This window comes from Sphingomonas montanisoli (assembly GCF_008274695.1).
Classification (GTDB): Bacteria; Pseudomonadota; Alphaproteobacteria; order Sphingomonadales; family Sphingomonadaceae; genus Rhizorhabdus; species Rhizorhabdus montanisoli.
Genome location: NZ_VTOU01000002.1, coordinates 58,897 through 72,527, shown reverse-complemented (window position 1 = coordinate 72,527; position 13,631 = coordinate 58,897). Strand labels below are relative to the sequence as shown.

At 64.4% G+C, this 13,631-nt stretch carries 20 protein-coding genes; 9 read left to right on the top strand and 11 right to left on the bottom strand.

The features are described 5' to 3' along the window. Nucleotides 1-15: 15 nt before the first annotated feature. Entirely contained in the window at nucleotides 16-186 is a 171-nt protein-coding gene (locus tag FYJ91_RS06090; RefSeq protein ID WP_127740817.1) for a (2Fe-2S)-binding protein, read from the top strand. A gap of 149 nt (nucleotides 187-335) precedes the next feature. Beyond that, entirely contained in the window at nucleotides 336-830 is a 495-nt protein-coding gene (bfr, locus tag FYJ91_RS06085; protein WP_149521416.1) for a bacterioferritin, read from the top strand. Between the two features lie 105 nt (nucleotides 831-935). On the opposite strand, the gene FYJ91_RS06080 is transcribed toward bfr, so the two are convergent. The 9 genes from FYJ91_RS06080 to FYJ91_RS06040 form a co-directional block, all read right to left on the bottom strand. Then, a complete protein-coding gene (locus FYJ91_RS06080) occupies nucleotides 936-1,373 on the bottom strand; it encodes an Hpt domain-containing protein (protein WP_149521415.1) in 438 nt (145 codons plus the stop codon). Between the two features lie 49 nt (nucleotides 1,374-1,422). Next, entirely contained in the window at nucleotides 1,423-1,638 is a 216-nt protein-coding gene (locus FYJ91_RS06075; RefSeq protein ID WP_149521414.1) for a sulfurtransferase TusA family protein, read from the bottom strand. Beyond that, on the bottom strand, nucleotides 1,635-3,011 hold the full coding sequence (der, locus tag FYJ91_RS06070; RefSeq protein WP_149521413.1) for a ribosome biogenesis GTPase Der: 1,377 nt from the start codon (nucleotides 3,009-3,011) through the stop codon (nucleotides 1,635-1,637). The genes FYJ91_RS06075 and der overlap by 4 nt, the downstream gene beginning before the upstream one ends. Nucleotides 3,012-3,076: 65 nt before the next feature. Beyond that, nucleotides 3,077-4,408, bottom strand: a complete 1,332-nt coding sequence (locus FYJ91_RS06065) for a PQQ-like beta-propeller repeat protein (protein ID WP_149521412.1) — start codon at nucleotides 4,406-4,408, stop codon at nucleotides 3,077-3,079. Between the two features lie 19 nt (nucleotides 4,409-4,427). Next, the gene (locus FYJ91_RS06060) at nucleotides 4,428-5,123 is read right to left on the bottom strand and encodes a tetratricopeptide repeat protein (RefSeq protein WP_149521411.1); all 696 of its coding nucleotides are present in this window, start codon (nucleotides 5,121-5,123) and stop codon (nucleotides 4,428-4,430) included. Nucleotides 5,124-5,170: 47 nt separating this feature from the next. Continuing rightward, a complete protein-coding gene (gene panB, locus FYJ91_RS06055; protein WP_149521410.1) occupies nucleotides 5,171-6,043 on the bottom strand; it encodes a 3-methyl-2-oxobutanoate hydroxymethyltransferase in 873 nt (290 codons plus the stop codon). Nucleotides 6,044-6,182: 139 nt separating this feature from the next. After that, a complete protein-coding gene (locus tag FYJ91_RS06050) occupies nucleotides 6,183-6,446 on the bottom strand; it encodes a DUF2312 domain-containing protein (RefSeq protein ID WP_149521409.1) in 264 nt (87 codons plus the stop codon). 77 nt (nucleotides 6,447-6,523) lie between these two features. Further along, a complete protein-coding gene (locus FYJ91_RS06045; RefSeq protein ID WP_149521408.1) occupies nucleotides 6,524-7,651 on the bottom strand; it encodes a M14 family metallopeptidase in 1,128 nt (375 codons plus the stop codon). Further along, nucleotides 7,648-8,244, bottom strand: a complete 597-nt coding sequence (locus FYJ91_RS06040) for a DUF4136 domain-containing protein (protein WP_149521407.1) — start codon at nucleotides 8,242-8,244, stop codon at nucleotides 7,648-7,650. Before FYJ91_RS06040 ends, FYJ91_RS06045 begins: the two co-directional genes overlap by 4 nt. Before the next feature lie 190 nt (nucleotides 8,245-8,434). Between FYJ91_RS06040 and ykgO the strand changes: the two genes are divergently transcribed. From ykgO to FYJ91_RS06025, 3 genes are read left to right on the top strand one after another with little or no spacing between them, the layout of a single operon-like run. Further along, nucleotides 8,435-8,560, top strand: a complete 126-nt coding sequence (gene ykgO, locus FYJ91_RS06035; protein ID WP_003046794.1) for a type B 50S ribosomal protein L36 — start codon at nucleotides 8,435-8,437, stop codon at nucleotides 8,558-8,560. Nucleotides 8,561-8,610: 50 nt separating this feature from the next. Then, nucleotides 8,611-10,065 carry a cobyric acid synthase gene (locus FYJ91_RS06030; protein WP_149521406.1) on the top strand — a complete coding sequence of 485 codons (1,455 nt, stop codon included), beginning with the start codon at nucleotides 8,611-8,613 and terminating at the stop codon, nucleotides 10,063-10,065. Between the two features lie 46 nt (nucleotides 10,066-10,111). After that, nucleotides 10,112-10,381 (top strand): hypothetical protein, encoded by a 270-nt coding sequence (locus FYJ91_RS06025; RefSeq protein WP_149521405.1) that lies wholly within the window; start codon nucleotides 10,112-10,114, stop codon nucleotides 10,379-10,381. Here the strand turns inward: FYJ91_RS06025 and FYJ91_RS06020 are convergent. Both FYJ91_RS06020 and FYJ91_RS06015 read right to left on the bottom strand, forming a co-directional pair. Further along, complete coding sequence (locus FYJ91_RS06020; protein WP_149521404.1) at nucleotides 10,378-10,575, bottom strand: hypothetical protein; 198 nt, start codon at nucleotides 10,573-10,575, stop codon at nucleotides 10,378-10,380. The genes FYJ91_RS06025 and FYJ91_RS06020 overlap by 4 nt on opposite strands. 10 nt (nucleotides 10,576-10,585) lie before the next feature. Beyond that, nucleotides 10,586-11,314 carry a Crp/Fnr family transcriptional regulator gene (locus FYJ91_RS06015; protein ID WP_149521403.1) on the bottom strand — a complete coding sequence of 243 codons (729 nt, stop codon included), beginning with the start codon at nucleotides 11,312-11,314 and terminating at the stop codon, nucleotides 10,586-10,588. Nucleotides 11,315-11,527: 213 nt separating this feature from the next. Between FYJ91_RS06015 and FYJ91_RS06010 the strand changes: the two genes are divergently transcribed. From FYJ91_RS06010 to FYJ91_RS05995, 4 genes are all read left to right on the top strand, one after another. Beyond that, nucleotides 11,528-11,809, top strand: coding sequence for a DUF6894 family protein (locus FYJ91_RS06010; RefSeq protein WP_149521402.1), 282 nt, complete (start codon nucleotides 11,528-11,530; stop codon nucleotides 11,807-11,809). Then, on the top strand, nucleotides 11,806-12,525 hold the full coding sequence (locus tag FYJ91_RS06005; RefSeq protein WP_149521401.1) for a Crp/Fnr family transcriptional regulator: 720 nt from the start codon (nucleotides 11,806-11,808) through the stop codon (nucleotides 12,523-12,525). Before FYJ91_RS06010 ends, FYJ91_RS06005 begins: the two co-directional genes overlap by 4 nt. A 93-nt stretch (nucleotides 12,526-12,618) precedes the next feature. Next, entirely contained in the window at nucleotides 12,619-13,374 is a 756-nt protein-coding gene (locus FYJ91_RS06000) for a hemerythrin domain-containing protein (RefSeq protein ID WP_149521400.1), read from the top strand. Between the two features lie 10 nt (nucleotides 13,375-13,384). Next, nucleotides 13,385-13,618 carry a hypothetical protein gene (locus FYJ91_RS05995; protein ID WP_149521399.1) on the top strand — a complete coding sequence of 78 codons (234 nt, stop codon included), beginning with the start codon at nucleotides 13,385-13,387 and terminating at the stop codon, nucleotides 13,616-13,618. Nucleotides 13,619-13,631 lie beyond the last annotated feature (13 nt).

The window sequence follows — 13,631 nt, the reverse complement described above, 5'->3', positions numbered from 1 at the left end:
AGAGGAGTGGACTGGATGGTCGTTTGCATCTGCAACGCGATTCGCGAAACCGAAGTGCGCGACGCCGTGCGAAAAGGGGCTACATGCCCCCGCTCCGCTTATGAAACGCTTGGGCGGCGCCCGCGCTGTGGCCAATGCCTCCCCTTTGCCCGCGAAATCATCGAGGATGAAGCGACGGTCGCCTGATTGTCATTTGCAGTATCGCTTTCAAACTGCGAACGCCTCTCAATCAAAGCAATACAAAACAATTACTTAGCTGAACTTTTTATCAGCTGGTGCTTTTCTTTGCGGTGATGCTGGCTTAATAGGCGCGCATCTTTGCATCGGAGGCAGTAATGAAGGGTGACCCCAAGGTCGTCGACATCTTGAACGAGACGCTCAAGAACGAGCTGACCGCGATCAACCAGTATTTCCTGCATTATCGCATGCTCGATCACTGGGGCGTCAACCGTCTCGCCAAGTTCGAATATGGCGAATCTATCGATGAGATGAAGCATGCCGACCGCATCGCGGAGCGCATTTTCTTCCTCGACGGGCTTCCCAATTTCCAGATGCTGGGCCGCCTGCGCATCGGCGAATCGGTCGAAGAATTGATCAAGGCCGATCTCGCGCTGGAAAATGACGCGATCCCGCAGCTGCGCGACGGCATCGCCTATTGTGAGCAGGTCCGCGACTACATCTCGCGCGATCTTCTCCAGTCGATCCTCGATTCGGAAGAAGAACATGTCGACATGCTGGAGAAGCAGCTCGACATGATCGAGCGTATGGGCATCCAGAACTATATCCAGCTCCAGTCGCTTCCGGCCGACCAGCAGGAAGCGAGCCACTGAGGCTCACGGCTCCTCGTCATTGCGAGGAGCCGAAGGCGACGAAGCAATCCACTCCGAACTGCGGAATGGATTGCTTCGCTACACTTGCAATGACGAGGGTTGGGCTTACGCGCCCTTGCGGCCGAAGCCGCGCGCAGCGGCCGGGGCCCCCGGGCGGCGTGCCAGGCGGGCCGCGTCACTGGCGACCTCCCGCTCGAACAGGCGCAGCGTTTCGATCAGCAACGGGCGCAGGCGCGGAACATCGGCACCCAGATCGTCAGGGGCCGAGCGATCCTCGACGCACTGACGCGCGGCATGTTCAATCTTCTCGGACAGCTTGCCGATCGCCTCGGCGCCGAATTGCAGCGAATCACCCTTCAGCGTGTGTGCCGGACGCACCATCGCGACGGCGTCGCGCGCGATGAACGCCTGCTCGACCGCGACGATGCTTTTGGCGGCATCCTCACGATAGTAGGTTAGCAGCCGGCCGAAATCGGCGCCGATTATCGCGCGGGTCTGGGCAAAGGCCGCCCAGTTCACGACATCATCCTTAGGTTGCAGCATAGGTCTTCTCCAAGACCCGAGCTTTAGGCCAACGCCGTAAAGAAGCGGTTTACGGCTGTGATTGATGCCCGTTTACCGTGATCCGATGCGCGTCGTCCGCATGTTCGACAGCCCAGCCATTGGCAGCCGCAAGCGCAGCGATCTCCGCCGGGGCGATCGGATCGTCGGCGAGGATCAGCACCTCGTCCGCGCCTTCGCGCACCGCACGCGCCAGCCGGATCACCGGCCAGGGGCATTTCAGCCCGCGCGCGTCGATGCGGATCAATTGTCGAACGGGTTCTTCGGCGCGCGCACCGTCAGCCGCACGGGGACCGCGCCGAAGCCGAGATCGCGACGGATGCCGTTGACCAGATAGCGGCGATAGCTTTCGGGCAGCTGATCGACGCGGGTGCCGAACAGCACGAAGCTGGGCGGGCGGGTGCGTGCCTGCGTCAGATAGCGCAGCTTGATCCGCCGGCCGCCCGGCGCAGGGGGCGGGTTGGCTTCGATCGCTTTTTCGAACCAGCGGTTGAGCTGCCCTGTCGATACCCGCTTGGACCAGGCCGTCCGGGTTTCGTGCGCGGCGATCAGCAACTGATCGACGCCCCGCCCGGTTTCGGCGGATACGGTGAGGAGCGGCAGCCCCTTCACCTGCGCCAGCCCCTCGTCGAGCGCGTTGCGGACGCCCTGGAACAGCTTGGGCGGATCGCCCGCGACGTCCCATTTGTTGAGCGCTATGATCAGCGCGCGGCCTTCCTGCAGCACTTTGTCGGCGATGCGGAGATCCTGCGCCTCGAGCCCCAGCGTCGCATCGAGCAGCAGTACGACGACCTCGGCAAAGTCGACCGCGCGCAGGCCATCGGCGACCGACAGCTTCTCCAGCTTGTCCTGCACCTTGGCACGCTTGCGCATGCCCGCCGTGTCGATCAGGCGGATCGGATAAGCGACGCCATCGGGCGCGTTCCAGATCCAGTCGACCGCGATCGAATCGCGCGTGATGCCGGCTTCGGGGCCGGTGATCAGCCGCTGTTCGCCCAGAATCTTGTTGATCAGGGTCGATTTGCCGGCATTCGGACGGCCGACGATCGCGAGCTTGAGCGGGCCGGTGGCCTCCTCGTCATCCTCGTCGCTCTCCTCGACGCCATATTCGTCTTCTTCCCGCTCGATATGCGGGCGAAGGGCTTCGAACAGGTCGACCAGACCTTCGCCATGTTCGGCGCTGAGGGGAATGGGGTCACCGAGGCCGAGCGAATAGGCTTCCATCACGGAGCTTTCGGTTGCCTTGCCCTCGGCCTTGTTGGCGACGAGGATGATCGGCGTATCCTCGCCGCGCAACCAATTGGCGACCTGCTCGTCGAGCGGGGTAACGCCCGCGCGCGCATCGACCATGAAAAGGGCGACGTCGGACTCGCGCACGGCGGCCTGGGTCTGCGCGCGCATCCGGCCAGGCAGGGTTTCGGCGTCGTCGGTCTCGAAACCGGCGGTGTCGATGATGCGGAATTCGAGGCCGATCAGCGACGCATCGCCCTCGCGCCTGTCACGCGTAACGCCGGGCCGGTCGTCGACCAACGCCAGCTTCTTGCCGACAAGGCGGTTGAACAGAGTCGACTTGCCGACGTTAGGCCGGCCGACGATCGCTACGACGGGAAGATTGGACATCGCAGCCCCTTATAGGGGAAACGTCGATCCGTCACCCCAGCGAGCGCCGGGATGACGGATGGTGCCTAGCGATAGGCGATCAGCTTGCCGTCATCGAGCAGAAGGACGGCGGTGCCTTCCGCCACGACCGGCGCAAAATAAGCGGTGCCGCCGGTCTTCGTCGTCGAAACGACGCGACCTTCGTCGACCGACAAAGTCAGCATCTCGCCGCGCGTGTTGGTGACGAGCAGGCGGCCGCCGGCAAGAGTGGGGCCCGACCAGTTGATCGCGCCGCGACGCTTCTTTTCCTTCTTCCAGCGCGGAAGCTGGGTCAGCCAGCGGACCTTGCCGCTGTTGCGCGCGATGCAGACGATCTTCGCATCGTCGGTCAGCACGAACAGCCATTCGCCCGCGATCCATGGGGTTTCGATCCCCGCGACGTTGAGTTCCCAAAGCCGCTGGCCGGTGTTGAGATCCATCGAGACCATGCGGCCGCCCTGACCGATCGCATAGACGTGCCCCTGATCGACCACCGGCGCCGCATCGATATCGACGAGGCTGGCGACCGACGTGGTGATGCTGGTGCGCGACAGCGCGTCCTGCCACACGGCGCGGCCATTTTCGTAACGGAAGGCCGAAAGCTCACCCGACGAGAAGCCGGCGACCACGGTGCCCTGCGCGATCGCGGGCGCCGCGACGCCGAACACGGCCGAATTTTCCAGACTGCCGCTCGCGGTCCACATGGTCGCGCCATCGGCGGCCTTGAGCGCGAACAGCTGATTGTCCTGGCTCATCACATAGACGGTATCAAACGCGATCGACGGCGCACCGCGCAGCGGGCCGCCCGGGCGCTTCGACCACAGCAGGGTACCCGTCGTCGCGTCGAACGCGCCAACATCGCCGACGCCGTTGGTCGCATAGACCTTGCCACCGTCGAAGCTGACGCCGCCGCCGAACAGCGCCGCCTTGTTGCCGTCCTTGTCGGGCAGCGCCTGGCGCCAGATCTCGCCGCCGGTCTTGAGGTCGAGCGCATGAACGACCGCATCGATATCCAGCACATAGACGCGCCCGCCGGCGATGACCGGCGCTGCGCCGAGCCGCGCCTTCTTCGACGAGCCCGCGATCTTCCTGGTCCAGGCGACCGAGAGCGACTGGCCAAGCGCCGGGTTGCCCATCGAATGCGCACCGTTGCCGCCGGGCTGCGCCCAGGCATCATTCGGCGCTTCGGGCGGGACCACGACCGGCACTTCGGCGAGCGCGGGATCGGTCTCGGCACCGCTTTCGGCGGTCAGGATGGCGATCCGCTGCCCCATGACCGGAGTCCGTGACTTCTTGCCGTCGCCGCCCTTGAAGATGCCGCAGCCGGACAAGGCAGGCACGATCATCAGCGCACAGACGAGGGGGAGAATCCTACGCATCACGGGCATCCTTGGCATCTTATTCAGCGGTCTGTGCGGACGTGGTCGTATCGACGCCCAGCGAATTTGCGAGGCGCGAGGCGCGGGCGCGCAGCGTTTCTGGCTGTTTGGCGTCCGTGGCGATCGCCGCGAACAGGCGACCGGCATCGGTACGCTTGTTCATCGCGAGATAGGCCATCGCGGTCATCTCGCCTGCCGAGCCGAACCAGGCATTGCCTTCGACGGCGAGCGGCTTGAGCCGTTCGACCACGGTCGCGGGCGGCAGCGTGTCGAAATCGAGCGAGGTCTGCCGCAGCAGCGCGAGATCGCGATAGGGCTGCGGCGCCTTGGTATCCGCGACAATCTCGCCATAGATCTTCGACGCGCCCTTGAGATCGTTCTTCTGCGCGGCGAGCGTGGCGAGATCGAAGCGCGCAACCGTGGCGTAAGCCGGGTTACCGCTGGCGACGAGTTCCTTGAGCTTCACGCTCGCGGGATCGTTACGCTGCGCCTGCAGATCGGCGATCGCGGCGCTCATCTGCTCGCCCTCGACCTCACGGCCCTTCTGCTGCTGGTGCTGCCAGAACAGAAAGCCCGCGAACAGGACAAGCGCGACGCCGACGACGATCAGCGCGATGCGGCCATAGCGTTTCCAGAGCGACAGGAGTTCGTCACGACGAAGCTCCTCATCCACCTCACGCAGAAAGGCTTCATCATTGTTGGGCGAGACGGCCAATCAGATCCTCCGGAAACAAAGGTCCGCCCTCTTAGCGGGCGGAAGGCTCAAGCGGAAGGGGCGGCCTTCTTGGGATGATAGGTCTGATCCGGGGTCGGAAACGCCCTGGACCGGACATCGTCCGCATAGGTTTTCACCGCCGCGTCGATATCGTCGCTGAGCGCGGCGAACTTCTTCACGAAGCGCGGAACACGTTCGAACATGCCGAGCATGTCGTCGATCACCAGCACCTGGCCATCGCACTGCGCCGACGCACCAATGCCGATCGTAGGAATCTCGATCGTGCGCGTCATCTCGATCGCGATCGGCTCGATCACGCCTTCGACGACGACCGAGAATGCGCCCGCGTCCGAAACAGCCTTCGCATCGTCGAGCAGCTTGGCCTGTTCGGCCTGGCTGCGCCCCCGCGCGCCATAGCCGCCGAGCGCGTTGACCGCCTGCGGGGTGAGGCCGACATGGCCCATCACCGGGATACCACGCTCGCTCAGGAAACGGATGGTCGGCGCGATCGCCTGCCCGCCTTCGAGCTTCACCGCCGCACAGCCGGTTTCCTTCAAGATGCGCGCGGCCGAACGAAACGCCTGCTCGGGGCTTTCCTCATAGGAGCCAAACGGCATGTCGACGACGACGAGGCTGTGATAGCTGCCGCGCACGACCGCGGCGCCATGCGCGCACATCATGTCGAGGCTGACCGGCACCGTCGACGGCAGGCCGTAGATCACCTGGCCCAGACTGTCGCCGACCAGCAGGATATCGCAATGCGGATCGAGGATCTGCGCCATGCGCACCGTATAGGCGGTGAGCATCACGATCGGCGTCTTGCCCTTGGCCTCGCGGATCGCAGGCACGGTCAGCCGTCGCATAGGCTGCGGGGTCGGCGTCGCGCGGCTCGTGGCGGTGTCTATCTGGAACGTGGACATCTTCGTTGGGCCCTCAAGCGCCGGGCGGAGCGCATTCGCGCTCCCTGGCTTTCCTCGCATAAGCTCGGGCGCGCATTCGCGCTTGCGGACCCTGCCGGGTCCGTTGGCCCCCTCTCTTCGTCGGAGAGGGGGCGCGGCATCAGATCATTCCAAGCGCAGCCATATAGGTTTCGAGGACCATTTCCTCTTCCTCATGCTCACCCTTCTTCTTCTTGCGGATCGAGATGAGCTTGCGGACGATCTTGGTATCGTAACCGCGGCCCTTCATCTCCGACATCACGTCCTTGATATCGTCGGCGATACCCTTCTTCTCTTCCTCGAGCCGCTCGACGCGCTCGATGAAAAGGCGGAGCTCCTGCGCCGCGATGCTGCCCTTGTCCTCGACGCTGTCCGCATCGGCCATGATTCGGTTCCCCGCTTTGATTCTGTGAAGTCGGCGGGTCTAGGGCGTCGCCCGGGACCGCTCAACGGCAAAGTTTCTCAGCGTGCCGGAAGCGCGTTGAGAATTTCGTGGAGCGCGCCGAGGCACTCGGCGCCAAGCCGTTTGGATCGCTGATCGGACCAGCCGAAATCGGCATCGGGCAAGTCTTCATTGTCCTTGAACGGCATTTCCAGGGTCGCCGCGACGCAGCCGAAGCGGTTGGCGAGCTGGTTGGTCGACATCGACAGGTTCGCCTTGCCAGGTGCCGCGACATGATAGCCGTGCCTGGTCTGAAAATCGGGGGTGCGGCGGGCGAGCGTGTCGCGGAACAGGTGGAATGCCTTGCCCTGCGCGTCGGTCCAGTTCGGGATGCCTTCGAAACCGGCGATGAAGACATAGGGAATGGTCTCGTCGCCATGGACGTCCATCGCGAAATCGATGCCGGTTTGGTCCATGCGCCTGAGGACGTGGAAGACCTCGGGGCTCTTTTCCAGGCTCGGCGCATTCCATTCGCGGTTGAGGTTCACCCCGGCCGCATTGGTGCGCAGATGGCCGCGGCGCGACCCATCCGGATTCATGTTGGGGACGATGTGGAAGGTTGCCCGCTTCCGCAGCGACCGCGCCACCGGATCATGCGCATCGACGAGCTTTTCCAGCGCGCCTTCCATCCACCATTCGGCCATCGATTCGCCGGGATGCTGGCGGGCGTAGAGCCACACCTGCTTCGGCCCGTCGCCGATGGTCAGCAGATCGATATCCTGTCCGTCGAGCGTGCCGCCGAGCCGTTCGTGGGTGACGCCGGGCTGGCCAGCGATCCGCGCGATCAGGTCGTGGTGCCGCTCCATCGAATAAGGTGCGAAATAGGCGATCCACACCGAATCGGCGGAGGGCGTGAAGGCGAGCGTGAGCGTGCCGTTCGCGTAAGATGTCGGCACGCGATGCCACGCCTGCCGATCGGACGAGACGGCGGCGGCATAATTCTCCCACCCGCCGACATAGGCCGACCCACCCGCATTGGTGATGCGCAGCGTCACGGCCTCATCCTTCGCGCCGGTCAGGCGAAAATGGAACCATTGGTAGAAATCGGACTGGTGATCCTTGGCGATCTCCAGATCGAAGCTGGCGCCGTCCTGGCGTAGGACGACGATGTTGCCGCTGTCGAAGTCGGCCGAAATATGGGCTGTCATTTCACCGTGATAGTCTCGCCCGACCGACCGGGGAAGTCCCGGAACAACGCGGCGACGAGGGTACGGACCTGGGCTTCGGGCCCGGCAGCGGCGGTGCCGGAGCGTGCGCCGGTCTGCGCGCGGCCTTCCCAGATCACCGTCCCTTCGGAACGGCGCTTGAGCTGCACGGAGAGTTCGGTGATGTCCTCATAATTCTGGCGCGGCTTGCCGACCGGGAAGCTGACCCCGCCGCCCACGCCGACATTGCCGCCGAAGCTGCCGCCGCCCAGCCCGATCGACAGCGGCGAGCGCGCCTGGCCGACGGGTTGCGAGTAACGGCGCACATCGGTGACGGCGACCAGTTCGGACTTGGTGAGATCGCGCGCCGCACCGAAACCGAGGCGCGTCAGTTCGCCCTGCACGATCGTCGCATAGGACTGGAACTCCAAATCCTTGGCGAGGGTGGGATCGCGAGGCTCAACCACGACTTCGCCTGGCGCGATCGGCTGATTGAGGTGGAAGCGGGTGACGCGCGTCTGTGGCGTCTGTGCGGCGCATCCGGCCAATATGAGGGCGCCGCCAATGGCGATCAGGGTGGAACGGACAGCGCGCATAGGGCAACCTTTCGGCAAAACGCAGACGATCGAAACGCATCAACAACGGTCTGGCTGCTCTGTTCCGGCTGCATCGTCAATGAACGGATGCGCCCAAACCCGCCCCAACGCGCTTGACTCTATTCCGGCCCCCGCATAGGGGAGCGCCTCGTTTTTCACTGCATCACAGAAAAGACAGGCACGTCACGCCATGAAGATCCGCAACTCGCTCAAGTCCCTTAAGGACCGTCATCGCGACAATCGCGTGATCCGTCGTCGTGGCCGCACCTATGTGATCAACAAGACCAACCGCCGCTTCAAGGCGCGCCAGGGCTGATCCAGTCCTGCCGGTCTGCCGTCCCGATCACGTGGGCGGCCTGATCTAAAATGCCCGCGCTGATGCTTCAGGGCACCGGTTCCGACGTCGGAAAATCGGTGCTGGTAGCCGGCATCTGTCGTGCGCTCGCGAACCGCGGCCTGCGGGTCCGGCCGTTCAAGCCACAGAATATGTCGAACAACGCCGCCGTCACGATCGACGGGGGCGAGATCGGCCGTGCGCAGGCGCTGCAGGCGGTGGCCGCGCGCACGCCGCTCCACAGCGACATGAATCCGGTGCTGCTCAAACCGCAAGCCGACCGCACATCGCAACTGATCGTACACGGGCAGGTGCGCGGCACGCTGGGCGCCGCCAATTTCCGCGAAGCCCGTCGCCCGCTACTGGGCGAGGTGCTGGCGAGCTTCGAGCGACTGAAGGCGCAATCCGACATCGTCATCGTCGAAGGCGCAGGCTCGCCCGCCGAGATCAACCTGCGCGCGGGCGACATCGCCAATATGGGATTTGCGCGCGCTGCGGATGTGCCGGTCATATTGGTGGGCGACATCGATCGTGGCGGGGTGATCGCCTCGATCGTCGGCACCCAGGCGGTGATCGATGCCGACGATGCGGCGATGATCCGCGGTTTCATCGTCAACAAGTTTCGCGGCGACCCCGCCCTCTTCGCCGACGGCTATGCCGCGATCGAGGCGCGGACTGGGTGGCGCGGCTATGGCCTCGTCCACTGGTTGCCCGCCGCCGCGCGCCTTCCAAGCGAAGATGCGGTGATCTTGGAGCGACGACATCTGGGCGGGGGCGGCCGCAAGCTGATCGCCTGTCCGATCCTGCCGCGCATCGCCAATTTCGACGATCTCGATCCGTTGCGGCAGGAGCCGGGGGTCGAGCTGGTGATGGTGCCCCCCGGTCAGCCGATCCCGGCGGAGGCGGCTCTGATCGTCCTGCCGGGCTCCAAGGCGACGATCGCCGACATGGCGGCGCTGCGCCGGCAGGGCTGGGACATCGACATCCTCGCGCACCGGCGGCGTGGCGGCGCAATATTGGGGCTGTGCGGCGGCTATCAGATGCTGGGGACGCGAATCGCCGACCCACACGGGATCGAGGGGGCACCCAGCGCGATCGACGGGCTCGCGCTGCTCGCCGTCGAAACCATCCTCGAGCCCGTCAAGGCGCTGCGCGAGGTGGCGGGCGAGGCGCTGTCCGCGCGGTTCGACGGCTATGAGATGCATATGGGCGTGACCGATGGTCCGGATGCCCGCCGGCCGTTTGCGACGCTTGGCGACGGCCGGGCCGAAGGTGCGCAGGATGCGGCGGGACTCGTCCTGGGCAGCTACGTCCACGGCCTGCTCGCGGCCCCCGGCCTGCGGCGCGCACTGCTCGATCGCATCGGGGTGGAAGGGAGCGACCGCGACCATCGGGCCACCGTCGACGCCGCGCTCGACGAGATCGCCGCCACGTTCGAAACACAGATCGACATCGATGCACTACTCGGGCTCGCTAACCGACATTAGGACGATTAGGCGCGCCACCAGAATGTAAAATGCTTACACTGCCGATATGACACGCGTCAGCCTGGGTGCCCTGGAAGGCGATTCGATACGACCCATCTTCCGCGGATCGGTCGACGGGCTGCCGTTTGCGGTGGAACTCGATACCAGCGCGCTCATCAAGCTGACCGAGGGCCATGTCGGTGAAAACCGCATCGCCGCACTCGAGACCCAACGCGGGCGGGTGCGCGCGGCAGCGCAGGCTCTGTACGACAACGGTTTTCTGAAAGATCCGGCCGAAGATCCGCGCCTTGTGATCTCGGCGCTCGATATCGATTAATCGGCAATCGCCTGGCGCTTCGCCTCCGCAGCGGCTGCAATCAGACTTTCCCCCAGCCGCACCGCAGCCTCCGGGCTGAGCGTGGCGGCAAGGCCCGGCGGTCCATCCAGAATCACATGCCCCGCCTCGGCACTGGCGACGGCAATGTCAGCCGAATCGGCATGGGGCGGTGCAGACGGCTTCGCTTCGGTCATCGTGCACCTCCTAGTCCGAGCGTGCAGGGCTCTCATCAAGATAGAGATAGGCATCGTCGAACTGCCCCCTGGCGGCGAGCAGTTCGGGTTGCAGCAATTCTACCAAGGATGACCGGTAGGTGCATATGCCTTCTTCGCGCAGCTGACGAAGAATGCGGTTCACATGGATGCTGGTGACGCCGCAGATTTCGGCCAGATCATTCTGCGTGAGATCGAGCTGGAAGCGGCGACCGTCGCTCAAGCCCACCGCCTTCAGCCGGGCATTGGTCTCGCACAGGAAATGCGCGAGCCGCCCCATCGCATCGAGCCGGCCGAGCCGGAACAGCCAGGCGCGATGCATCGCCGCGTCCAGCAGCGTGGAGAACCACAATTTGCGCGTGAGATCAGGGCTGTCGGCGCTTAGAGCACGGATCCTGTCATGCGGGATGATCGCCACCTTCGCCTCGGTGACGGTCGCCACATCATGTTCGAGTGTCTTGAGCGCATAGCTGTGCAGATCGACAAAATCGCCAGGCACATGGAACGCCACCAGCTGCCGCAACCCTTCGCGATCGTCGATATAGCGGCACATCGCGCCGTCGATCAGCAGGGCGCACTGACGCACGGGCGTGCCCGCTTCGATCAGGACGGTGCGCGCGGGGATCGACCTGATCTCGCTGACCGCCGCTTCGATCGCGGCACGCTCCTTCTGATCGAGGACGACATCGCGTCGGCCCTTCAACAACTTGTCCGTCACCATATTCGGCAATGCGCCCCCAAAAGGTGCGCGGGCCCGCCTGCCCCCAGACGCCCCGCACCAATCGATGGCGAAGCTCTATCCGGCTCGCGCCGGTTTGCGATTGCCCTAGGTTAAGTTGCGAAAATGATTTGCAACCCAGCGGTCACAAAGGGGTTTCGGCCAACAGATATCGTCTGACGGGTTCCCCCGCCCGACCCTGTGGAAGGCGCCCCGATGCCACGTTTCTATTTTCACGTCTTCAACGGCAATGGCGAAACCCATGACGACGAAGGCGTCGAGCTTTCCAACCTGGACGACGCCCGCGCCCTGGCGATGACGGGGATCCGATCGATCCTTCGGGACGAGGTCACGCACGGCCGGCTCGATCTGAACGGCATGCTCAAGGTTGCCGACGATACCGAACATGTTCTGATGGAGATAAGGTTCGACGAAGCTGTCGACGTTCGCCATGATCAGGCCTCCTGCCAAGACCCGACGGGCGGAGCAAGCGTGTGATCGACCATCTGCTGCTCAAATTACGCCGGCGCCATGAAGTCAGCGCAGAGGAAGAGGCGGTGCTGCGTCGGATCGCTCAGCCGGTCCGTCAGGTGCCCGCGCGTACGGTGTTGATCCGTGAAGGACAGCGGATCGATTATTCGACGCTGCTGATCGACGGCATGATGGGCCGTTACAAGGACATGCGCGACGGCCGCCGCCAGATCAGCGCGCTCCACATCAGCGGCGACTTCCTCGATCTTCACAGTTTCATGCTCAAGCGGCTCGATCATGACGTGATGGCGCTCAGCGATTGCACGGTCAGCATCGTTTCACATGATGAGATCGAGTGGATAACCGAACAACATCCACGGCTTGGCCGGCTATTCTGGTTCCAGACGAACCTCGACGCCGCCACCCATCGCGCGTGGGAAGTCTCGCTCGGGCGACGCAGCGCGCTGGCACGAACCGCACACCTGTTCTGCGAACTCTACGTCCGGATGAAGATCGTCGGCCTTACCGACGAGCGGGGCTATCGCCTGCCGCTGACGCAGATCGACCTGGCCGAATGCCTGGGCCTCACCTCGGTGCACGTGAACCGCGTTCTGAAGGAGCTGCGCGAGAGCGGTCTGGCGACCTTCCGCAACGGCCGCGTGGACATCGACAATTTCGAAAAACTGCAGCGCGTTGCCGAGTTCGACGCCGATTATCTGTACGTCGATCCCGGCCCCGCCTGACGCGAACGACCTAACCTGCATCAAGCGGGAAGCGAAACGACCGGAACAGCGCCGGAAGGCAAGGGTTCAGCCCCCGATTTCCAGGAGGCTCCCATGACCAGCAACACGTCCGCCCGCAAACCCAGAACGCCGCGCGCCAAGCCCGCGACCGCCACCGCGAAAGTCGCCAGCATCACCGCGCCGATCGCGGAGACGATCGCTCCGGTCGAAAAAGTGGTCGACGCGGGTGCCAAGCGCGTGCGCCGCGCCGCTACACGCTCCCGTCGCGCCGCGGCCGACATCACCCGCGACACCAAACGCGCAGCATCGGGACGCACCGCCGGTCTGGTCGGCGCAGCGGCCGTGGGGCTGGTCGCGGGACTCGCGGCCAATTTCGGCCGCAAGGTGATGGTGCAGGCACCGACCGCACTTGCGGGCGACTGGCTGGACGGCGTGAAGGCCGATCACAAGATGGCCCTCGCATTGTTCGACGCGCTGGAAAAGACCAGCGATCGCGAGACCGGCAAGCGCGCGACGCTTCTCGCCCAATTGACCCATGCGCTGGGCAAGCACGCCTTCATGGAAGAAAACAGCCTCTACCCCGCGCTGCGCGAATGGGGCGACAAGGCCGATGCGGACAAACTCAACCACGATCACGGCTATGTGAAGCAGCATCTGTACGAACTCGATGCGATGGCGAAGGACGCGGCCGGCTTCCTTGCGAAGGTCAGCGCGTTTCGCGCCGATATCGAGGCACATGTGCGCGAGGAGGAGGATGCGATCTTCCCGAAACTGCACGCCGCGCTGGGCGACGCTGGCAATGCGCGGCTGACCGCCGCGGCCAACAAGGAAGCTTTCAAGCTCGCTTGAGGAGGTTGCGATGGAAGACGGACATGTCGTGACGGGCGAGATCGCGAAAACGGATGCCGACCGTATCGCCAATGCTGGCGGCCGGCCTGGCGGGGCAGCGAAGGGCGGGTCGGCGCCCCGGCCTGGCGACCCCGCCAATCCCGAGCGCGCCGCCGATGACCAGGCGCCAGACAATGCCAAGATGCGCGCCAATGGTTTTGGTGATCACAAGGGTCAAGATCTGGGTCGCGACGGTAAAGGTTAGGAACTCGAAGCGG